17 protein-coding genes and 1 tRNA gene are annotated in these 21,599 nt (G+C 66.5%); 14 read left to right on the top strand and 4 right to left on the bottom strand.

Going from position 1 to position 21,599, the window contains the following annotated elements; translation table 11 throughout:
- Positions 1-26: 26 nt before the first annotated feature.
- Entirely contained in the window at positions 27-887 is an 861-nt protein-coding gene (locus F1C58_RS11815; protein ID WP_185204126.1) for a LysR substrate-binding domain-containing protein, read from the bottom strand.
- Between the two features lie 144 nt (positions 888-1,031).
- Here F1C58_RS11815 and F1C58_RS11810 point away from each other — a divergent pair, with 144 nt between their 5' ends.
- The 5 genes from F1C58_RS11810 (at position 1,032) to F1C58_RS17030 (ending at position 6,363) form a co-directional block, all read left to right on the top strand.
- Positions 1,032-2,366, top strand: coding sequence for an MFS transporter (locus F1C58_RS11810; RefSeq protein ID WP_185201295.1), 1,335 nt, complete (start codon positions 1,032-1,034; stop codon positions 2,364-2,366).
- A 120-nt stretch (positions 2,367-2,486) separates the two neighbouring features.
- On the top strand, positions 2,487-3,800 hold the full coding sequence (locus F1C58_RS11805; RefSeq protein ID WP_185201294.1) for an efflux RND transporter periplasmic adaptor subunit: 1,314 nt from the start codon (positions 2,487-2,489) through the stop codon (positions 3,798-3,800).
- Positions 3,800-4,537, top strand: a complete 738-nt coding sequence (locus F1C58_RS11800; RefSeq protein ID WP_185201293.1) for an ABC transporter ATP-binding protein — start codon at positions 3,800-3,802, stop codon at positions 4,535-4,537. The genes F1C58_RS11805 and F1C58_RS11800 overlap by 1 nt, the downstream gene beginning before the upstream one ends.
- Positions 4,534-5,727 (top strand): ABC transporter permease, encoded by a 1,194-nt coding sequence (locus F1C58_RS11795; protein WP_185201292.1) that lies wholly within the window; start codon positions 4,534-4,536, stop codon positions 5,725-5,727. The genes F1C58_RS11800 and F1C58_RS11795 overlap by 4 nt, the downstream gene beginning before the upstream one ends.
- Before the next feature lie 72 nt (positions 5,728-5,799).
- Positions 5,800-6,363, top strand: a complete 564-nt coding sequence (locus F1C58_RS17030) for a hypothetical protein (protein ID WP_185201291.1) — start codon at positions 5,800-5,802, stop codon at positions 6,361-6,363.
- 21 nt (positions 6,364-6,384) lie between these two features.
- Here F1C58_RS17030 and F1C58_RS11785 read toward each other — a convergent pair whose 3' ends face one another.
- Positions 6,385-7,380: a phosphotransferase gene (locus tag F1C58_RS11785; protein WP_185201290.1), complete on the bottom strand. Its 996-nt coding sequence runs from the start codon at positions 7,378-7,380 to the stop codon at positions 6,385-6,387.
- A 79-nt stretch (positions 7,381-7,459) separates the two neighbouring features.
- On the opposite strand from F1C58_RS11785, the gene nudC reads away from it, so the two are divergent.
- Genes nudC through F1C58_RS11770 form a run of 3 tightly spaced genes read left to right on the top strand, consistent with a single transcriptional unit; the run spans position 7,460 to position 11,552 of the window.
- Positions 7,460-8,443, top strand: a complete 984-nt coding sequence (gene nudC, locus F1C58_RS11780; protein ID WP_185201289.1) for an NAD(+) diphosphatase — start codon at positions 7,460-7,462, stop codon at positions 8,441-8,443.
- A complete protein-coding gene (locus F1C58_RS11775; RefSeq protein ID WP_185201288.1) occupies positions 8,437-10,128 on the top strand; it encodes an ATP-dependent helicase in 1,692 nt (563 codons plus the stop codon). The genes nudC and F1C58_RS11775 overlap by 7 nt, the downstream gene beginning before the upstream one ends.
- Entirely contained in the window at positions 10,125-11,552 is a 1,428-nt protein-coding gene (locus F1C58_RS11770; protein WP_185201287.1) for an MFS transporter, read from the top strand. Before F1C58_RS11775 ends, F1C58_RS11770 begins: the two co-directional genes overlap by 4 nt.
- Here the strand turns inward: F1C58_RS11770 and F1C58_RS11765 are convergent.
- Together F1C58_RS11765 and F1C58_RS11760 are read right to left on the bottom strand one after the other, a co-directional pair.
- Complete coding sequence (locus F1C58_RS11765; protein ID WP_185201286.1) at positions 11,516-12,295, bottom strand: hypothetical protein; 780 nt, start codon at positions 12,293-12,295, stop codon at positions 11,516-11,518. The two genes, F1C58_RS11770 and F1C58_RS11765, sit on opposite strands and share 37 nt — an antisense overlap.
- Positions 12,296-12,356: 61 nt before the next feature.
- Complete coding sequence (locus tag F1C58_RS11760; RefSeq protein ID WP_185201285.1) at positions 12,357-13,736, bottom strand: zinc-dependent metalloprotease; 1,380 nt, start codon at positions 13,734-13,736, stop codon at positions 12,357-12,359.
- Between the two features lie 104 nt (positions 13,737-13,840).
- Here F1C58_RS11760 and F1C58_RS11755 point away from each other — a divergent pair, with 104 nt between their 5' ends.
- From F1C58_RS11755 to F1C58_RS11730, 6 genes are all read left to right on the top strand, one after another.
- A complete protein-coding gene (locus F1C58_RS11755) occupies positions 13,841-14,959 on the top strand; it encodes a PDZ domain-containing protein (RefSeq protein WP_185201284.1) in 1,119 nt (372 codons plus the stop codon).
- 74 nt (positions 14,960-15,033) lie between these two features.
- A complete protein-coding gene (locus F1C58_RS11750; RefSeq protein WP_255461086.1) occupies positions 15,034-17,943 on the top strand; it encodes a UPF0182 family protein in 2,910 nt (969 codons plus the stop codon).
- Between the two features lie 37 nt (positions 17,944-17,980).
- Positions 17,981-18,054: transfer RNA gene (locus F1C58_RS11745), tRNA-Met, on the top strand.
- A 182-nt stretch (positions 18,055-18,236) separates the two neighbouring features.
- Positions 18,237-18,476 (top strand): helix-turn-helix domain-containing protein, encoded by a 240-nt coding sequence (locus F1C58_RS11740; protein ID WP_185201283.1) that lies wholly within the window; start codon positions 18,237-18,239, stop codon positions 18,474-18,476.
- 6 nt (positions 18,477-18,482) lie between these two features.
- Entirely contained in the window at positions 18,483-19,673 is a 1,191-nt protein-coding gene (locus F1C58_RS11735; protein ID WP_185201282.1) for a site-specific integrase, read from the top strand.
- Positions 19,674-19,701: 28 nt separating this feature from the next.
- Positions 19,702-20,985 (top strand): IS256 family transposase, encoded by a 1,284-nt coding sequence (locus F1C58_RS11730; protein ID WP_185201281.1) that lies wholly within the window; start codon positions 19,702-19,704, stop codon positions 20,983-20,985.
- The last annotated feature ends 614 nt before the right edge of the window (positions 20,986-21,599 follow it).

Here is a 21,599-nt window from a genome sequence, read left to right as displayed (position 1 = left end):
ACGGGCTGCGCGAGCAATCCGCGGGGCTAGGGACCCGGCGAGACCTGGCTCTGCCGCGCCACGATGGCGGCCACGAGGGCGTCGATCGGTTCGCGGGCGGATGTCGGGTTGTCGAGCAGTCGGAAGTCGATGTCGCCGAGCTCCGGCAGCGCGAAAGAGCTCGGAAGGTGCACGAGGTCGGGCGGGATCAGGCTCTGCGGAAACGCGGCGATCCCGATTCCGGCACGGGTCGCGGCGAGCACCCCGTTGATCTCCCTCACATTGCAGGTGATGCGCCAGGTGCGTCCGGCCGACTCGAGTGCGGTGATCGCCGCGGTGCGACTGAGGCTCGGTGACTGGTAGGCGATGAGCGGCACGGGTTGGCCGGCTTCGAGACTGAGGTTTCGATGCCCGACCCACACCAGCCGGTCGCGCCGAACGAGGCGACCACCGGGGATGTCCGGTTCCTGTTTCACGAAGACGAGGTCGAGTTGGCCCGCGAGCAGCCGACGGGTGAGGAATCCGCTCTGGTTCACGGTGAGCTCGAGGTTGATGTGGGGATACAGCTGCCTGAAGTCGCGCAGGATCTGCGGGAGCTGGGTGAGAGCGAGATCGTCGGCCGAGCCGAACCGCAGCCGCCCGCGCATCGCCGAGCCGGTGAAGTAGCTCGAGGCCTGGTCGTGTGCGGCGAGGATCGATCGGGCGAAGCCGAGCATCGCATCGCCGTTGTCTGTGAGGCGAACCTCACGGGTGTCGCGCAGCACGAGGTTACGCCCGGCGGCCACCTCGAGCTTGCGGATGTGCTGGCTCACCGTCGGCTGGCTCAGGCCGAGCAGCTGGCCCGTGACCGTGAAGTTGAGCGTCTCCGCCACCGTGACGAAGGTGCGGAGCAGCACCGGATCGAACATCCACACCTCCAGCGTCATCGGCGATGTCATTGAGAAATCGAATGGGACTTATAGTCTCGATTCTATTCCCGAATGACTGCGCGCCACCGTAGCGTTGGGGAGACCATACGAAACTTCGTCGAGCAGTGCAGGACCCCTTTCCGCGTGACCACCGAGACGTCCACCGCCATCCCGCCAACCGAACCGATCCCGGTGCTGCTCGAACGACCACGCTGGCGCGCCACCTTCGATTCGCTCCGGGTCTTCAACTACCGCCTGTACGTGATCTCGCAGGTGCTCTCCAACACCTCTGGCTGGATGCAGAAGATCGCGACCGACTGGCTCGTCAATGAGTTGACACATAACGTCGCTCTCGTGGGTGTGACCGTATTCCTGCAGTTCGCCCCCGTTCTGCTCTTCGGGGTCTGGGGCGGGGTCATCGCCGACCGGGTCGACAAGCGGCGACTGATGATGGTGACCCAGTCCACGACGGCGCTCCTCTGCGCGGTTCTCGGTGCTCTGACGATCGCCGGAGTCGTGGAGGTCTGGCAGGTGTGGGGGGTCGCCTTCCTGCTCGGGATGGTCGCCGTCATCGAAGGACCCGCGCGCTCGGCCTTCGTCAACGAGATGGTCGGGCATCGCCGCCTGCGCAACGCCATCAGCCTCAACGCGTCGATCTTCCACCTCGGCGGGCTGCTCGGTCCGGCGATCAGCGGCGTGCTCATCGTGCTGGTCGGCTCCGGCTGGTCGATCAGCGTCAACGCGGTCGCGGCCATCGTGGTGGTGGTGACCCTCGGCTGCATGCGGGTGCGCGAGTTGCTGCCCTCGCCGCGGGCCAACCGGTCGAAGGGCCAGATCCGCGAGGGCGTGAAATACGTGATCGGCAAGCCGACCATCTTCTGGCCGATGGTGATGCTGGCTTTCGTGTCGACCTTCGGGATGACCCTCCCCGTGCTGCTTGTCGCCTTCGCCGACAACGTCTACCAGACCGGTGCGGCGGGATACGGGCTCTACAGCTCCGCCGCGGCGGTGGGCGCACTCACCGGTGCCGTGTTGTCGACGCGACGGATGAACGTGAGACTGCGCACCATCATGTTCGCCGCCGGCCTCTTCGGCCTCGCGCTGGTACTCGCCGGTAACTCCCCCTGGGAGCCGCTCTTCCTCGTCTTCCTCGTGGGGATCGGCGTCACCCGACTGCTCTTCGCCACCGGCGCCGAATCGATAGTGCAGCTCTCCACCAACCGGGCAATCCGGGGCCGGGTGATGTCCCTCTACTCCATGGTGATGCTCGGCGGCCAGGCACTCGGAGGACCGATCAGCGGCGCCATCGCCGATCGTTTCGGGGTGCAGGCCGCGATGACGATCGCCGGAGTGGTTCCGGCGGTCGCCGCGATCGTCATCGCGATAGTGCTTGCGCGGTCGGGTCGCCTGGCGCTGCGCATCCGCATCCGCCGGTCCGGCAGGTTCGTCGCGATCGAACAGCGGGGCCGGGCGGCCTGAGGTCACCGAGCGGGCCGCCCCAAGGGCACCGGCGGCTTTCTTTACGTTCTCTCAGGAACCTACGCAGGGCATTCAGCCTGCTCATACAGCTTTCATAGCTTGAGCGGCCAGTTTGCGAAAATGACAATTCGCAAACCCGTGGTGATCAACAGCGTGCTCGCCGTGGTGATCATCGGCGCACTCGTCGGCGCCTATTTCTTCGTGTTCCCGGTCGCCGACGCTTCGAGCACGGCGACCCAGCTCACCTCTACCGTGCAGCAGGGAGTGGTCAGCAACACCATCACGGCGAGCGGATCGGTGTCGCCCGTGTCGGAGGCGACCGCCTCCTTCGCCGTCTCGGGCACGATCGCCACGGTGGATGTCTCGCTGGGCCAGACCGTCACCGCCGGCCAGGTGCTCGGCACCCTGCAGACCGCGCCACTGCAGCAGACCGTCAACAACGACTCCTCGCTGTACTCGCAAGCCAAGTCCCAATACGCCAACGCGGTGTCGGCACTCACCGCCACCGAGTCTGCGCCGACGACTCCCAACACCTCCGCGGCCCAGACCGTCTCGAGCATCAACAGTGCAAAGCAGCAGGTGGCCACCGCTCTCAACCAGGTGACGACGAGCTCCCAGAACCTGGCAAGGGATGAGGCGAATCTGGCGGCCGCGACGCTCAGCTCTCCGATCGCGGGGCTGGTGGTCTCGCTCAGCGGTTCGGTCGGGCAGGCTTCGGGCTCCGGGTCGGCCTCTTCGTCGTCATCCGGATCGGGATCCGGCACCGGAACGGCGTCGGTCGGCACGTCGACCGGGGCTTCCTCCGCTGCAAGCTCCGGCTTCGCCACGATCGCCGATGTCTCGGCGATGACCGTGAGCGCCAGTATCGCCGAGGCGGACATCGCCGCGGTCACCGTCGGACAGAAGGCGGTGGTGACCTTCCCGGCCGTGCCGGGCGAGACGGCCGACGCCACGGTCACGGCGATCGCACCGACCGCGACGACGAGCAACTCGGTGGTGACCTATGCGACCACCATCACCCTCGCCGCGATCCCCGCCGGCCTGCGGCTCGGCCAGACGGCCTCGGTCGCGATCACCACGAAGAGCTCCGCAGCGGATGCGCTCTACGTTCCGGCGGCCGCGATCACCACCGCGAACGGAGTGTCGACGGTCAAGGTCGTCGGCAGCACCGGCAAGGTCACCCCGGTCACCGTGACCCTCGGTATCGTCGGCAACGCGGGAACGCAGGTTCTCACCGGGCTGAAGGCGGGCCAGACGGTCTCGCTCGGTGTGGTCGTCCCCACGACGACCGGCACCGCCGGCACGGGTCGCACCGGTTTCGGGGGCGGAGGCGGCGGCTTCGGAACCCGCACGGGTACCGGAGGCGGCGGATTCGGCGGCGCCGGCACCGGCGGCGGTACCACTGGCGGCACCGGCAACCGGGGCGGAAACTGATGTCGCTCTACGAAGACCGCGCCGCGCATCCCGTCGTGCAGCTGGCCGACATCACCCAGGTCTACGGCACCGGGGACGCCGCCGTGCACGCACTGCGCGGCGTCAGTCTCGACGTGGCGCAGGGCGATTACGTGGCGATTATGGGACCGTCCGGATCGGGCAAGTCCACCCTGATGAACGTGCTCGGATGCCTGGATGTCGCATCATCCGGCACGTACACCCTTGCCGGCAACGACGTGAAGACACTCGACGAGAACGCCCTGGCCCGCATCCGCAACCAGCAGATCGGCTTCGTGTTCCAGTCATTCAACCTGGTGCCGCGGATGTCGGCGCTCGCCAACGTGGAACTGCCTCTCGTCTACGCCCGGGTCGGCCGCGCGGAACGACGGGAGCGTGCCCTGGAAGCCCTCGACTCGGTCGGGCTCGCATCCCGCGCCAGCCACCAACCCCAGGAGCTGTCGGGAGGGCAACAGCAGCGCGTCGCCATCGCGCGAGCTCTCGTCACCTCACCGACGCTCGTACTCGCCGACGAACCGACCGGAAACCTCGACAGCACCTCGACCGACGAGATCCTCGAGATGTTCAACCTGCTGGCGCTCGAGGGGCGCACGATCATCGTCATCACCCACGAAGCTCATGTCGCCGAACAGTCCCACCGGGTGATCACCCTCAGCGACGGCCTCATCGTGGCCGACCGCACCTCGGCACGCATCCACGCTGCGGGGGTGCGACCGTGAGTGTCGCCGAGATGATCCTCTCCGCCCTTCGCGGCATCACGGCGAACAAGCTGCGATCGATCCTCACCCTGCTGGGCGTGATGATCGGTGTCGCCTCCGTGATCCTGCTCCTCGCGGTGGGCAATGGCTCCGCTCAGACCGTGAACTCCGCCATCTCCCAACTGGGCACGAACACCCTCACCGTTCGCCCGACGGGGGGAAGCAGCGCGGGATCGACGAAACAGATCACCACGGCGGTCGGCCAACAGATCCAGGCGGCGAGACTCGGGCACGTGAAGGAGGTGATCCCTCAGGTGTCGGGGAGCCTGACCGTGGCGTCAACGACAGCCTCCGAGACCTCGATCTCGGTGATCGGCACGACGCCCGCCTACTTCACTGTCGGCACGAATTCGGTGTCCTCCGGCTCGGCCTTCACCGCGGCCGACGTCACCGCCTCGGCGAAGAATGCGGTGATCGGGCAGACGCTGGCCACGCAACTGTTCCCCTCTGGTTCGCCCCTCGGCCAACAGGTGACCGTGGGGGGAACCCCGTTGACCATCGTCGGGATCCTCGCCCAACAGGGCAGCGTCGGATTCAACGACCCCAACTCGGTGATCATCGCCCCGATCAGTCGCATCCAGGCCTCGTTCACCGGATACGGCGCGGTCAGCTCGCTCACCGTCGAGGCGAAGAGCTCGGATGCGGTCTCGGCGGCCCAGGGTGAGGTCGAGGTGATGCTCAACCAACTACTCGGAACGACCACGGCGAATGAGCCGTACACGATCATCAACCAGGGTTCCCTGTTGCAGACAGCGGCGACCAGCGCGGCGAGCTTCACGGTGCTCCTGGGCGCCGTCGCGGCGATCAGCCTGCTGGTCGGGGGCATCGGGGTGACGAATGTGATGCTCGTGACCGTCACCGAGCGCACCCGCGAGATCGGCATCCGCAAGGCCCTGGGGGCGACTCGCGGGGCGATCCTTGGACAGTTCCTCGCCGAGGCGGCGACGCTGACTCTGCTCGGGGGAGTGCTCGGAGTCATCGCCGCCCTGATCGGGGCACAGTTTCCCATCAACGGCACCCAGCCGGTCGTGCTGTCGTATTCGATCCCGCTGGCGCTCGGGGTCTCCGTCGCCATCGGCGTGTTCTTCGGGGTCTATCCCGCGGCGCGCGCCGCCGCGATGCGACCCATCCAGGCGCTGCGGGCGATCTGACCCGGCACATCAGAAGAACACCCACCCACCCATCCAGCCGGACCACTAGCCAGACCAGAGAAGAAGGATCCCATGTCGAACGATGTTGACTCCACTCCACCACCCGCCTCCCCGCGGAGCGAACCGGTGGCGAGCGCCGCGCCCGCACTCCGCCGCAAGTGGCTGACTCCGACGCTCGCGCTCGTCGCGGTGCTGGTCGTCGGGGTGTTCGGAGGCGTGCTCATCGGGCATGCCACGGCCTCCTCCGCGCAGGGCGCAGCGGCGGGCGGATTCTCGCGGGGGGCCAACGGGGGTGCTGGCGGAGCCGGAGGCGCCGGGGGTGCGGGCGGCGCCGGGTTCGCCGGTGGTGGCTTCACCTCCGGCACCATCGTCTCGATCTCGGGAACGACCATGGTGGTAAAGGCCCAGGACGGCACGACGAAGACCGTCACCACCTCGGGCACCACGCGGGTGAGCAAGACCTCCACCACGACGCTGTCCGCCCTCAAGGCAGGCCAGACCGTGACGGTGATCGGTGCCGCCGGATCGAACGGCGACATCTCGGCCACCAGCGTCTCCGAGGGTGCCCGCGGCTTCGGCGGACGCCCGGGTGGCGGGGCGGGAGCCGGCAGCGGACCCGCGGGAACCACGCCCTAGCGGAGGCACCCGCCGGGCAGTCTAGGAGCGCTGGTCGCGATCCAGCATGGCCTCGACCTCATCCACGGCCATCACCGGCATGGTGTTGTGGCTGAGGGTCTGGTCGAGGTCATTCTGCACGGTGTCGACGAGGCCATGCAGCATCTGCACCGCGTCATCCACGATCTCGGTGCTGCGCTCCTGGGTGCCGTGAAGCAACCACTTGGCGATCTCGAGCTCCGCGTAGAGCATCGCGCGATGCTTCACCTGGCGGTCACTCGATCCGCGCGCCTCGTTGTACGCATCGAAGGCGGCCTCGGCGACGTATCCGCCGCGGGCGCCCAGGAGCCAATACAGGTCGCGGGCCGGATCCCCGATGCTCAGCGACTGCCAGCCGAGCAGTCCCGTGACCTCGTCGTCGGAGCTGAGGAAGGAATCGGCCGAGAGTCCTCCGTTGATCACGGTGGGTGCGAACTGCCAGAGCGGCCCGTCTTCCGTGGCCTTCTCCCAGCGGCCGAGCAGCGCGGCCGGCACCAGGTTGGTCGCGCTCGCCCGATCCATGATGGTGATCGTCGAGCGCAGGATCTCCGCAGGACTGAGCACGGGAAGACCGGCATCCGCGACGAAGCTGGTCGGGAGAGTATGGATCGCGGCGATGGCCCGTCCGAGATTCGGGGCGAGGAGGCTGCCCTCGGCGATCGCGGCGAGATCGACGGGAGATCCGTAGACGAAGTCGTAGACGACGGCGCGGGTGCCGCCGATCGGCGTCTGGCCCGCGTAGTTCGACACGGCGAACGGCAGGCGCGCACGCACGCCGGTGCTCAGCGCGCGCAGGGAGACGAGGTCTGCCGACTGCTCGGCTTCCGCGCGTTCAGAGGTGGGCACCCGGATGATCCAGTGCGCGCCGTCGCGGGTGGTCAGCAGGGCCGACTCGAAATCGCCATGGGTACCCGACCCGAAACCACTGGCCTGAGCGACATCGAGTCCGGCAACAGCCGAGGTTGCGAGCGCGGCTAGAGTGAGATGGGATCTGGCCATACCTCACAGGGTAGGTCGTCCTCCGGCGGCCGGTGCCGAACGCCACGCCTTTCCCGCCCCCTTCGATGATTGGTGCCCCATGTCAATCGACCCTGTGTCCTCAGACGCTGGTTCGCCGTCCTATCTGTCCCCGCTCCCCGTGTCGGCGCTGCCGCTCTCGCGCCACGGCCTCGACCGCGACTATCTCTCCCGCAGCGACCCCGATCTGTTCGAAACCCTCCGTAGAGATCCGCGGATGCGTCAGCTCGTGCTCTGGAAGGGCAAGGCGCTGCTCGACGCGAGTGGCGCGCTCGACCTTCTGCCCCACGATTCCGACATCGATTCCGCGCTGCGGCTGTACCTCGGACGATCGATCGGATCGGAATCGCCGGGCGATCCGGTGGTCGCCGTGATCGTGGACGACGCCGCTGCGGCGTACCTCGCCTCGCCGGAGTCCGAGCGCTGGGGCGACCTGCGGGCACTGGGCAGCACCTTCAGCGATCGCGATGCCGGCCTGTTCACCGCCGCGCTCGCGCTCGCCAACTGGCACGACTCCCACCCTTTTTCTCCGCGCACCGGAATGGCGACCATCTCCGGCCAGGGAGGTTGGGTGCGCACCGACACCGAGAGCGGCCGCGAGGTCTTCCCCCGCACCGATCCCGCCATCATCGTGGGGATCGTGGATGCCGACGACCGGATCCTGCTCGGCCACAACGCGATGTGGCCGGCCAATCGCTATTCCCTCCTCGCCGGGTTCGTCGAGCCGGGCGAGTCGCTCGAGAGCGCCGTCGAGCGCGAGGTGTTCGAGGAGTCGGGCATCCGAGTGGTCGATCCCGTCTATCTCGGATCGCAGCCGTGGCCGTTCCCGGCCTCGCTGATGCTCGGCTTCATGGCCCGGGTCGATCCGGCCCTGGAGTCGATCCTCACCCCGGATGGCGCGGAGATCCTCGATCTGCGCTGGTTCAGCCGCGACGAGCTCACGGAATCGCTCGATGACATCGGCCTCCCCGGCCACACCTCCATCGCCCGGGCGATCATCGAGCACTGGTACGGCGGTCCGATCGCCGACCGTCGGCAGTGGTGAGCTCCGCCGAATCACTGCTCGAAGCCCTCGATGACGAGCAGCGCATCGCCGCAGAGACCCTGCTCGGTCCGCTGTGCATGCTCGCCGGTGCCGGCACCGGAAAGACTCGCGCCATCACCCATCGCATCGCCTACGGGGTCGCGACCGGGGTCTATGCCCCCGACCGCATCATGGCGCTGACCTTCACCTCGCGGGCTGCGGCCGAGCTGCGGGGCCGGTTGCGCCAGCTCGGAGCCACCGGCGTCGCGGCGCGCACCTTCCACGCCACAGCCCTGTCCCAGCTCGGCCACTTCTGGCCGGAGGTGATCGGTGGCCAGATGCCGCGGCTGCTCGACAGCAAGGGCCGCGTGATCGCCCAGGCCGCCGAGACACTCAGACTCAAACTCGACACGGCCACGCTCCGCGACCTCGCCGCAGAGATCGAGTGGCGCAAGGTGTCGCGTCTCACGCTCGACCAGTACGCGACGATATTGCCTCAGCGCGTGCTGCCCTCTGCACTCGACGCCGACAAGATGGTCGCCATCCATCGCGCCTACGAATCGGTGAAGGACGAGCGCCGCCAGCTCGACTTCGAAGACGTGTTGCTCGCGACCGCGGGCATGATCGAAGCGGAACCGCGGGTCGCCCAGCAGGTGCGCGAGCAGTACCGCTTCTTCGTCGTCGATGAATACCAGGACGTCTCACCGCTGCAGCAGTCGCTTCTCGACCTCTGGCTCGGCGATCGCCAGGACCTCTGCGTCGTCGGCGACGCGAGCCAGACGATCTACTCCTTTGCCGGCGCCTCCGCCGACTTCCTGCTCGGATTCCCCACTCGGTTTCGCGAGGCCGCTGTCGTGAGACTCGAACAGAACTATCGATCGAGCCCGCCCATCGTGGGCTTGGCGAACCAGCTGATGCGCGGGCGTCCCGGAGCATTGGCGCTTCGAGCAGCGACCGGCACCCCGGAGGCGGCGGCGAAGGCCGCGCCGACGGTCACGAGCTATCCGAGCGAGGTGGCCGAGGCCCGGGCGATAGCGGATCAGGTGGCCGCGGCGATCGCGGGTGGGGCCCGTCCGCAGGACATCGCCATCCTGTTCCGCATCAACGTGCAGTCGGCACCGCTCGAGGCGGCACTCGCCGATGCGGGGGTGAGTTACCAATTGCGTGGCGGAACCCGCTTCTTCGAACAGCAGGAGGTGAAGCAGGCGCTGATGATGCTGAAGGGCGCTGTGGTCGGAGCGACGCGTGAGCCCCTCTTCAAGACGGTGAGCGACGTGCTGCGATCCCTGGGCTGGACCCAGGACGCCCCCGAGGTGCGCGGTGCGGTGCGGGATCGCTGGGAATCCCTGAACGCGTTGATGGGACTGGCCGAGGCATCCGCCGAGGGCACTTCGCTGCGGTCCTTCGTCGACGAGCTCTTCGAGCGCGCCGCCAGTCAGCACGAGCCGACGATGGCCGCGGTCACCCTCGCGACGCTCCACTCCGCCAAGGGGCTGGAGTGGGACACGGTGTATCTCGTCGGGCTCAGCGACGGCTATCTGCCGATCACCTACGCGAAGACGGAACGAGCAGTCGAAGAGGAGCGGCGGCTGCTCTATGTCGGCATCACGCGAGCCCGCCGCCGACTGCACCTGTCGTGGTCGTCCGGCTCGTCCGGCCGCGGACCCGACCGCCGCCCGTCCCGCTTTCTCGCCGGACTCGCATGAGCGGCGTCGCGGGGACCGGGCGTGCCGTAAGAGGCGGCATCTTCGGCGCCCGCTACCTCTGGGTGACCGTCGGCAGCAGCGCGCTCGTCTTCCTCGCGGCCTTCGAATCCCTCGCGGTGACCACGATCATGCCGGTGATCAGCCGGGATCTCGATGGGGCGAGCCTCTACGCCCTCGCCTTCGCCGGCCCACTCGCCACTGCCGTGATCGGCATGGTGATCGCCGGCAACTGGTGCGATCGTTCGGGTCCGGTGCTGCCGCTCTACGTGTCCGCCGCGCTCTTCGGCCTCGGTCTCCTCGTGGCCGGAAGCGCGCCGACGATCGGAGTCTTCGTCGCGGGTCGCTTCGTTCAGGGATTCGGGAGCGGGGCGATGACCGTCGCCCTCTACGTGGTCGTGGCCCGCCTGTATCCGCCGGAGCTGATGCCGCGCATCTTCGCCAGCTTCGCCGCGGCCTGGATCGTTCCCTCGCTCATCGGGCCGTTCATCGCCGGCCTCGTCGCCCAGCTCTGGAGTTGGCACTGGGTGTTCCTCGGGGTCGTGGGGCTCGTGGTCGTCGCCGTGGTCATGCTCACTCCCGCGACACGGATGCTGCGGCTTCAGCCGCCGGAGCCCGGCACGGCCGCGTGGAATCCCGGTCGCATCGGCTGGGCCGTGCTCGCGGCGGTCGCGGTGCTCGCGGTCAACCTGTCGGTGGACATCGGCGGGCTCGCCGCCGTTGTGGTTCCGCTCGCGGCGCTGGTGGTTGCGGTACTGGCGGTACGCCCGCTCCTGCCGCGCGGAACTCTCACCGCGCGCCGCGGGCTGCCGACGGTCATCCTGCTTCGCGGCCTCGCCTCTGCCTCGTTCCTCGGTGCCGAGGTCTACCTGCCATACCTCCTCGTGCGGCAATACGACTTCTCGCCCACCTTCGCCGGGCTCGCGCTCACCGGATCGGCGCTGGCCTGGTCGGGCACGTCGTGGCTGCAGGGTCACCTCGGCGATCGCCTGCGCCCGGCGACGGGGATGAGCGTCGGCATGTGGCTGGTGCTCGCCGCGGTGGCGGTCGCCTTCGCCTCGGCGGCCCTCCAGCTGAATCCGGCCGTGATCATCCTGGGCTGGGTGGTGGGTGGAGGAGGCATGGGGCTCGTCTATCCGCGCACCAGCGTCATGACCCTTGGCCTCTCCCGCACCGCGGAGCAGGGATTCAACAGCTCGGCGCTGTCCATCTCTGACTCGCTCGGCGCCGCCATCGCCCTCGCGCTCACCGGGGTCGTCTTCGGGGCACTGGACCGGGCGGGATCCTCCGACGGGGGCGGCTCCGTCGCCTTCGCCGGCAGCTTCGCCATCGCGGTGCTGTTCGCCATCGGGGCGGTGGTGGTGGCCCGACGGGTCGTGCCGAGACCGGCTCAGGCGGTGAGCGAGGCGCAGCCGCAGTCGGGATGACTGTGCCACTCCCACAGCATCCGGTCGCCGGTCGCCGCGTCGATCTCGATCGATGTCAGCGGTTCGATGCGGTGCACGACCCGCTGCGCGAGCACGAGGCGCGCGACAGTAGTGGCGACCTCCCGGGCGACGAGGGATGAGTCGAGACCGCTGCGCCGATGCCAGAGTTGCGAGGCCATCGCCGGCCAGGCCGGGTCGGCGTCGGTGTGATGGCGTTCCAGGCAGTGGAGACACGGTCCGGCTCCCGGTCGGATGATCGGACCGATGCGCACCGTCTCGTCGCCGATCACCACCGCAAGGTGGGGGATGTCGCGGCGCAACCACCTGCCGTGGTCCTCCGGTTCGATCACGAAGTGGGCCACGATCACGGCGATCTCCGGCTCGGCGTCCGGCTCATCGGGGATCAGAGCCATCCCTGACGCCTCGAGCACGGTTCGGATCCGCCGCGAGGTCTCTCCGTCGCCGCTGACCACTGCCGACGCTGGCCCCGCCCTCGGCGCCGGGTGTTCGAGCGCCGGCGCGAGTCTGCGCATCAGGCTGTCGAAGGCCGGGTCGTCCAGGCCCGCCGATCGGCCGATCATGCGCGCTCCGGTGGGGCTCACGCCCGTGACGAGCGCCGCGATCACCCTCTCGTCGGCAGAAGAGACCGCCTCGAGAACGACGCGGGGATGGTCGAGCCCGAGCTGAAGGCTCTGGGGGGTTCGCCAGATCAGCGGGAGGCGGGGATCGAGTCTGAGGACCATGCACGCAATGGTGCCCCGAACGGCGGGGCGGCATCGCGCGCCATCCACAGGTTTCCGACGGTCAGTGCTTCGGGTCCTCGGCGCTGCCGTCGTCGGCCTCGTGCGGGCGATCGTCGCGGTCGTCGTTGAGCAGGTCTTCGATCGCCTGGTCGATGTCGTCGGCGGAGGCGTCCGGTCCGGAGAGCCTCGCGATGAGCGAGCTCGGGTCGTCGATGTCTTCCGAACCGGGAAGGAGGTCGGGGTGTGACCAGAGTGAGTCGCGCTTCTCGTCACCGACCTCGTCGGTGATCTTCTGCCACATCGCCGCAGCCTCGCGCAGGCGGCGAGGTCGCAGCTCCAGCCCCACGAGGGTAGAGAACGCGGATTCAGCCGGACCGCCGGCGGCGCGCCTCCGGCGCACGGTCTCGGCAATGGCGTCGGATTTCGGCAGGCGGGCGGTGGCCTGGGCGGTCACGACATCCACCCAACCCTCGATGAGGGCGAGCACGGTCTCGAGACGCCCGAGGGCCGCGAGCTGCGACTCGGACTTCGGCGGGATGAGCGCTCCGCTCACCATCGCTTCGCGCAACTCTTCCGGGTTGGAGGGGTCGAAGTCCGCGGCGAGCTGCTCGAGGCGATCGGTGTCGATACGGATGCCTTGGGCGAACTCGGTGATCGACGTCATCAGCTGCAGCCGCAGCCATTTCGCGTGACGGAACAGCCGGGCGTGGGCGAGTTCTCGCACCGCGAGATAGAGCTGCACCTGGTCACGCTCGATGTCGAGACCGGCACCGAAAGCGGCGACGTTCTGCGGCAGGATCGCGGCCTGCTGGTCGGAATCCGTCAGCGCGCCGAGAAGGGGGATGCCGATGTCGCCCCCGGAGACCACCTCGCCGGCGAGCTGGCCGACGACCTGGCCGAGCTGCATCGCGAAGAGAGTGCCGCCGACGTTGCGCATCAACTTGGATGCGCCCTCGATCATGCCGAACATCTCTTCCGGCGCCTGGTCGCGCAGCACCTGGGTGAGCGAGTTGGCGATGCTGAGCGCCACCGGTTCGGCCAGTTGCGTCCAGATCGGCATGGTGGCGCTGATCCACTCGGTGCGCGACATCAGCCGCGGGGTTGAGGTGAGTTCGGAGACGTAGGTAGCCTCGTCGAGCCAGAGCGCCGCGACGTGGAAGGCCTGCTCGAGCGAGGAGCGATCGGCGGGCGTGGTCGCCACGACGTCTTTCGCGGCGAGGGTCTTCGCCTGCTCGAGCGCGAGATCCCAGTTGATCCCGTCACCGCTCGACTGCATCGCGCTCTGCAGTTGACCGATGAGGTTGCGGATCATCTCCGGGTCGTTCGGCAGCCCCGCTGCACTGGCGAGGCGCGCGGGATCGATGTCTCCGTTTCCGGAGAGGAACTGGCTCAGCATGTCGCGGAATTCGTCTTCCGGGTTCTGGGCCGAATCTTCAGGCATGGCAACTACGCTAGCCGCTGCGCACTGCTTGCGGTGTGTGTATCGAGTTCGTCGCGTCAGGCTGCTCTGCGCCCGTGGCGAACAGCTCCACAGAAAGGACCCCGGTGGCACTGTTCATCGACGACCGGCAGAGCCCGGGGCGATCTCCGGCCCGACGCCGCATCACCGTTCTGGGCTGGATCCTGCTCGGAGCGGCTGTGTTCGGCACCCTCGCGTTCACCCTGGTTCCGGCGCCCTACGTGATCGAGCAACCGGGACCGGTCTTCAACACCCTCGACACGGTCGCCAACGGCAGCAAGCAGGTGCCCATGATCGAGATCCCGGGCCAGAAGACCTACGCGACCGCCGGGGCGCTCGACATGCTGACGGTGAACATCGCCGGAAGCCGCGAGCAGCCGCCGAGCTGGTTCGAGGTGGCCCAGGCCTATCTCGACTCGAGCAAGGCCGTGCTGCCAGTGGACGCCGTCTACCCGGTGGGCACCTCGGTCGAGCAGTCGAACGCGCAGGCGACAGTCGACATGCAGAACTCCCAGAAGGATGCCGTGGCTGCGGCCCTCACCCATCTCGGCTACACCCTGCCCGCCTCCCTCACCGTGGGCGGACTCTCGCCCAAGTCGCCGTCGACGGGCATTCTGCAGAAAGGCGACACGATAGTGAGTGTCGACGGCCAGGCCACCGACAGCGTTCTCGGCCTGCGCGCGATCATCGCCAAGTCCGGCGCCGGCACCCCCGTGAACATCGCCATCGAGCGCGGGGGAGTGCAGAAGACCGTGAAGGTGACGCCGGAGATGAGCGGCGGATCCGACTCCGTGCCGATCGTCGGCATCTTCCCGGCCATCGTCTACAGCTATCCATTCGATGTGAAGATCCAGCTCGAGAACGTGGGAGGTCCGAGCGCCGGCCAGATGTTCGCTCTCGGCATCATCGACAAATTGACGCCGGGAACGCTCAACGGCGGAGCAAAGGTCGCGGGCACGGGCACGATCGACGGTGACGGCGTGGTCGGTCCGATCGGAGGCATCCGCCAAAAGCTCTACGGGGCGCGCGCCGCAGGCGCCACCTGGTTTCTCGCCCCCTACTCCAACTGCGACGAGGTGACCGGGCACATCCCCAGCGGCATCCGGGTTCTCGCGGTGAAGACGCTCGACGACTCCCTCGCCGCACTGAAGGCGATCAAGGCAGGCTCCAGTACGGGCGGGCTGCTCAGCTGCCCGGCGAAGTAACGCCGGAGCACCCTCCCAGACCAAGCCCTTAAGATGGGCACGCACCGCATTCGCCATAAGCCAGGAGCAGATTCGTGACGTCTACCCCCACCGAAGAACGCCGACCGGCATCGCGATCGAGAGTGACCCTCTTGATCACCCTCGCCGTCGTCGCGGTCCTCGTCATCCTCTTCTTCATCTTCGCGAGCCTCTACACCGACTGGCTGTGGTTCGAACAGCTCGGCTTCCTGAAGGTGCTCACCACGCAGTGGGTGGCCAGCACCGTCATGTTCTTCATCGGATTCTTCGCCATGGGCATCCCGGTGCTGGTGAGCATCGAGATCGCCTTCCGCGGTCGACCGGTCTACGCCAAGCTCAACGCGCAACTCGACCGCTACCAGCAGGTGATCGAGCCTCTTCGCCGCCTCGCGATGTGGGGCATCCCCGCGGTGCTCGGACTCTTCGCCGGGGTCGCGACCTCCTCCCGCTGGCAGCTGGCGCTCGAGTGGATCAACGGTGTGCCCTCGGACAAGGTCGATCCGCAGTTCAAGCTCGACATCTCGTTCTACCTCTTCGCGCTGCCGTTCTACCAGGCGGTCGCCGCCTTCGCCTCGGCAGTCGTGCTCATCTCCGCGATCGCCGCCATCGCCACCAGCTACCTCTACGGGGCGCTGCGGTTCAACGGACGCGAGGTGCGCATCTCCCGCACCGCCAGGATCCAGCTGGCCGTCACCGGCGCGGTCTACCTCGCCATCCAGGCCATCAGCATCTGGCTCGACCAGTACGCCACCCTCAGCACGAAGACCTCGAGCACGCTCTTCGAGGGTGCGTCGTTCGCCGATGCGACCGCGGTCATCCCCGGCCGCCAGATCCTCGCCGGGATCGCCGCCGTCGTCGCAATCCTGTTCGTCATCACCGCGGTCATCGGCCGCTGGCGCTTTCCGCTCATCGGCACGGCTCTCCTGCTCGTCAGCGGTCTGCTCATCGGATCGGTCTACCCCTGGGTCGTGCAGAAGTTCCAGGTCGAGCCGAATGTGCGCACGCTCGAAGCGCCATACATTCAAAGAAACATCAATGCGACGAGGGATGCCTACGGAGTCGCCAGCGTGCAGGAAGAGGCCTACTCGGCCAAGACCGACGCCCAGCAGGGCGCGCTGCGCAACGATGCCGAGACGACGGCCTCGATCCGCATCATCGATCCAGCCCTCATCTCGGATGCCTTCGGCCAGCTCGAGCGCATCAAGCAGTACTACCAGTTCAACAAGTACCTGGACGTCGACCGCTACACGATCAACGGCAAGTCGCAGGACACCGTGATCGCCGTGCGTGAACTCAACCAGTCCAACACCAATGCCGCTCCGAGCTGGTACAACAACACCCTCGTCTACACCCACGGCTACGGCGTCGTCGCGGCTTACGGCAACCAGCGCTCGAGCGACGGCCTGCCTGTGTTCCTCGAGTCGGGCATCCCCGTCTCCGGCGACCTCGGCAAGTTCGAACCGCGCATCTACTTCGGCGAGGAATCGCCGACCTACTCGATCGTCGGCGGGCCGAAGGGCGGAAGCAAGGTCGAGCTCGACTATCCGGCGGGGGACGCAAACGCCAACCAGAACGCCACCACGACCTTTTCGGGCAACGGCGGGCCGAAGCTCGACAACGTGTTCAAGAAGCTGATCTACGCCATCAAGTTCCAGTCGGAGCAGATCTTCCTCTCCAACGGCGTGAACGACGAATCGCAGATCCTCTACACGCGAAACCCCGTAGACCGCATTCAGAAGGCGGCGCCGTACCTCACGCTAGACAGCGATCCGTATCCTGCCGTCGTCGACGGTCGGGTGCAGTGGATCGTCGACGGCTACACGACGAGCGCCAGCTACCCGTACTCCGCTATCCAGCAGCTCAGCAGTGCCATCGCCGACACCTACACGCCGACGCCGCAGCTCGCCCTTGACGACATCAACTACATCCGCAACTCGGTGAAGGCGACAGTCGATGCCTACAGCGGCAAGGTGACGCTCTACGACTGGGATGATAAGGACCCGATCCTGAAGACCTGGCAGAAGATCTTCCCGTCGACGGTGAAGCCGATCAGCGCGATCTCCTCCGACCTGATGAGCCACGTGCGGTACCCGGCGGACCTGTTCAAGGTGCAGCGCGAGATCCTCGGCACCTACCACGTGACCGACCCGAACACGTTCTACTCATCGAGCGACGCGTGGATCACGCCGAACGACCCCACGAAGGCCGCCGCCACGGCTCGACTTCAGCCGCCGTACTACCTCACGATGAAGCTTCCGGGCGCTTCCGAGTCGGCTTTCTCGCTCTACTCCACCTACATCCCGAGCTCGAAGGGGGCAGGCACGAGCAACATCCTCACCGGCTACCTCGCGGCCAATGCCGACGCCGGCAACACCAAGGGAAAAGTGGCCAACGGCTATGGCAAGCTCACGCTGCTGGCGCTGCCCAAGCAGAACTCGGTGCCCGGACCCGGTCAGGTGCAGAGCAACTTCAACACCGACACGGACGTGGCCAACCAGCTCGCGCTGCTCCAGCGCGGAAACACCACGGTCGATCTCGGTAACCTGCTGACGGTGCCGGTCGGTGGCGGGCTGCTCTACGTGCAGCCGGTCTACGTGAAGTCGAACGCGGAGACGAGCTACCCGATCCTGCGGAAGATCCTGGTGTCGTTCGGTGACAAGGTGGCGTTCGAAGACACTCTGGACGCCGCCCTCAACTCGCTGTTCGGGGGAGACTCCGGGGCGAGCGCGGGTGACGGCGGCGTGACGCCGACTCCAACACCGACGCCGGATCCCGGCACGGGCACCACCGATCCCGGCACCGGCAACGGCGTGTCGAGCGCGGCGCTCAAGGCCGCTCTCGCCGACGTGCAGACCGCTCTCACGGCTCGTGCTTCGGCGCTCAAGTCGGGAGACCTGGCCGCCTACGCCACCGCGGATGCCGCGCTGGTGACGGCGCTGAACAGCGTCTTCGCGCTGGAGAAGTAAACCGAACTCCATCCGCGTGGTAAGCTTTTCTACGTGCCGCGGGGTGGAGCAGTTCGGTAGCTCGCTGGGCTCATAACCCAGAGGTCGCAGGTTCAAATCCTGTCCCCGCAACAAGATGAGGCCGGAAATCTACGGATTTCCGGCCTCTTTGCGTAGGTGGAATTTGAACACGTCACCGTTTATTCACCCTTTTACTCCGTTTACCCCGCCATTTCGGCGGGCACGGCTCGGTTGTTCCGGGATGTCTCCGGATAGCTCCGAATCGCCTGGTTCGCTGCGCGCACCTCACGGGCATGGAAATCTCCTCGCACCCGTCATCCCAGCCCGGGCTGGAGCCGATGATCGACGTCCGCACTCTCGCGGAGTACTTGGGCGTACCGGTGTCGACGGTGTACGACTGGCGGGTCAATCGGAAAGGCCCTGTGGGCTACCGGTTCGGGAAACACATCATGTTCGCCGTGGCAGATGTCAGGACGTGGGTCGAGGAGCAACGCGAGTCTTCCCCATCGGGACGTGCGTCGCACGGGAGGTGAGCGCGAATGTCTAGACCACGCCTGCCGATCGAGACGTTCGGCGACTTCAGCTATCGGCCGCTGGCCTCCGGGCACATTCTCGCCAGGGCCCGATACCGGGACTGGGACGGGCAGACCCGCCAGGTCCAAGCCTCCGGCGCCACCCAGAAGACGGCCGAACTCGCACTCAAGGAGAAGCTCTCCGAGCGGGCCGTCTACCAACCCGGAACAGCGGACCTCACCGCAGACAGCAGCTTCAAGCAACTCGCCGAGTACTGGCTCGCCGACGTGGACATGAACCCAGACCTCGCACCTGGCACTCAGCAGCTCTACCGGTGGAACATGGAGCACCTTGTCCTGCCGCATTTCGCCAACCTGACCCTGCGGGAAATTGGGGTGGCCCGCTGCGACCTGTTCATCAAGCAGCAACGCCAGTTCAGCTACAACCGAGCCAAGCAGTCCCGCAATGTCCTCCGCCAAGCATTCAACCTGGCCGTCCGCCATGAAATCCTGCCTCGCAGCCCAATGGAGTCCATCTCCCGTATCACCAAGCCGCACACAGACCCAACGGCGCTCACCCCGGAGGACGTCAACGCCATTCGCGACGCCATCCGCTACTGGGAAACCGGACTGAACCCGTCGGGCCCGAAACCGGACGGCCAACTTGGCGCGATCATTGAAGTCATGCTCGGCACGTCCGCGCGCATTGGCGAGGTTCTCGCGATCCGCCGGTGCGACATCGATGTCGCCTCTGCCCGCCCCACGCTGCGTATCGCTGGCACCATCGTCTGCCATCGGGGCGCACCACCGAAACGGCAAGACCACCCGAAGACCGACAAATCGCGGCGCACCATCGTGATGCCTTCGTTCACTGCTGAGGCGGTCCGCAAACGGCTCGCTGTTCTCGCCGACCGAACACCGGACGCTTTGGTCTTCCCGAGCCGAAACCAGACACCGTTGACACCAAACAACGTGAGCACCAAATTGCGTCGTGTGCTTGCCTTGGCGGGCATCAACGGAGTGAGCCCGCACCTGTTTCGAAGGACCGTGGCTACAGCTATTAACGCCAACAGCTCGATCGATCTCGCCGCAGAACTGCTCGGCCACACGGATCCCCGGATCACGATGCAGCACTACATCCGACGCAACGAGATGGTCAACCCAACCAGCGCCGACAGGGACTGTGTATTAAACGGTGTTTCCGGCCTGACGCGCTGAACGAAGTTTCAGCGGGGAAGGTGCCGTGATGATGACGACACTTGATGATGTGAAATCGAAGAAATCTGAGCCGTCTGCTGAGGAGGCTGCGGCGGTCGAGCTGGTGCGTCTGGCGAGGGAGCAGGGCTTGTCCCTGACCGGGCCCGACGGGTTGCTGAAGCAATTCACCAAGACCGTGCTGGAAACGGCGTTGAATGAGGAAATGACCGAACACCTCGGTCACGACAAGAACCGGGCAGAGCCCGAACGTGAGTCCTCGAACGTTCGCAACGGAACAAGACCCAAGACGGTGTTGACCGAGGCGACCGGGCATGTCCAAATCGATGTGCCGAGGGATCGGGACGGAACTTTTGAGCCCGTCATTGTGCGGAAACGCCAACGGCGCCTGACCGGGGTCGACGAGATGGTCCTCTCGCTGTATGCCCACGGGTTAACGACCGGGGAGATCAGTGCGCACTTCGCGCAGATCTATGACGCCCAGGTATCGAAGGAGACGATCTCCAGGATCACCGACAAGGTGTCGGAGGAGATGAACGAATGGTCTCACCGTCCGCTGGACGGCGTCTACGCGGCGATCTTCATCGATGCCATCGTGGTGAAGATTCGTGACGGGCAAGTAGCCAACAGGCCCATCTATGCGGCGATCGGGGTGAGCCTGGAGGGTGAGAAGGAGGTTCTGGGCTTGTGGGCTGGAACCGGGGGTGAGGGGGCGAAGTTCTGGATGAGTGTCCTGACGGACATCAAGAACCGGGGCGTGACGGACACCTTCTTCCTCGTCTGCGACGGGCTGAAAGGCCTGCCAGATGTTGTCTCAAATGTGTGGCCGTTGACGACGGTGCAGACCTGCATCATCCATCTGATCCGCAACACCTTCAAACTCGCGTCGAAGAAAGACTGGGACGCCCTCAAACGGGATGTGAAGCCGATCTATACGGCACCGAACCCGACGGCCGCGCGGACGGCGCTCGAGGAGCTGACCCAGAAATGGGGCAAACGATACGGTGCCATCACCAGATTGTGGGAGTCCGCGTGGGAGGAGTTCATCCCGTTCCTGGACTACGACGAAGAAATTCGCCGCGTGATCTGCAGCACCAACGCGATCGAATCCCTGAACGCCCGATACCGGCGGGCGGTGCGAGCACGCGGTCATTTCCCCACCGAGCAGGCCGCGCTGAAGTGCCTGTATCTTGTCACCAGATCACTCGACCCGACAGGCGCGGGACGAGCCCGATGGACGATGCGCTGGAAGCCCGCGCTGAACGCGTTCGCCATCACCTTCCAAGACCGCTGGCCGGCCGCGGAAACCTACTAAATGAAAACCGCCGGAAACACCGTTAACGAGACAGACCCCGCCGACATCCTGGAGCAGGTGTTTGCCAAGGAGGTTCCCGAATGATCCCGAACGCTATTTTATATCGCGGCCCACGACTTGGCATGGTGACCTGCTCAATGAAGCGTCAAACCTCCCGAGTCCCCCATGCGGCATCCCGGCCTGTGCATTAGCGACGGAGCGGAGGGACGTCCGTGGCCGCAGACACGATGCAGTGACGCACGATCGGCGAGCTGAAGCAGAGTCGCAGCTCTATGGGAATCCCAGGCTCGACCATGGTGAATGCTGGTGGGAGTGGCGGAGGTGGGCGATGGCTGGGTCGGGCGAACATATCGAAGTGCTCGTTCGCAGCCACGCCGCTAGCGACGATCAATCGGTCTACTCCGTGGTTATTCAGGTTGCCGCTCAGGCGGCACGCCAAGGCCATCATCATCTCGCTAGCGACCTGAAGATCGCCGTTGAATCTTCGCGTGGCGCTGTTTAGCGAAATGTCACCTCCATCGCTCAACCACGCGGTGACCTCGCTTAACTGGTCACAGCGACGCACCCGGAAGTCGCGCTACGCGACTTGGTCTTGCCGGAACACCGTCTCGCCC

Source organism: Glaciihabitans sp. INWT7, from assembly GCF_014217685.1.
GTDB lineage: Bacteria > Actinomycetota > Actinomycetes > Actinomycetales > Microbacteriaceae > Lacisediminihabitans.
The sequence above is the reverse complement of the archived record's forward strand: the minus strand, read 5'-3'. Positions and strand labels throughout refer to the sequence as shown.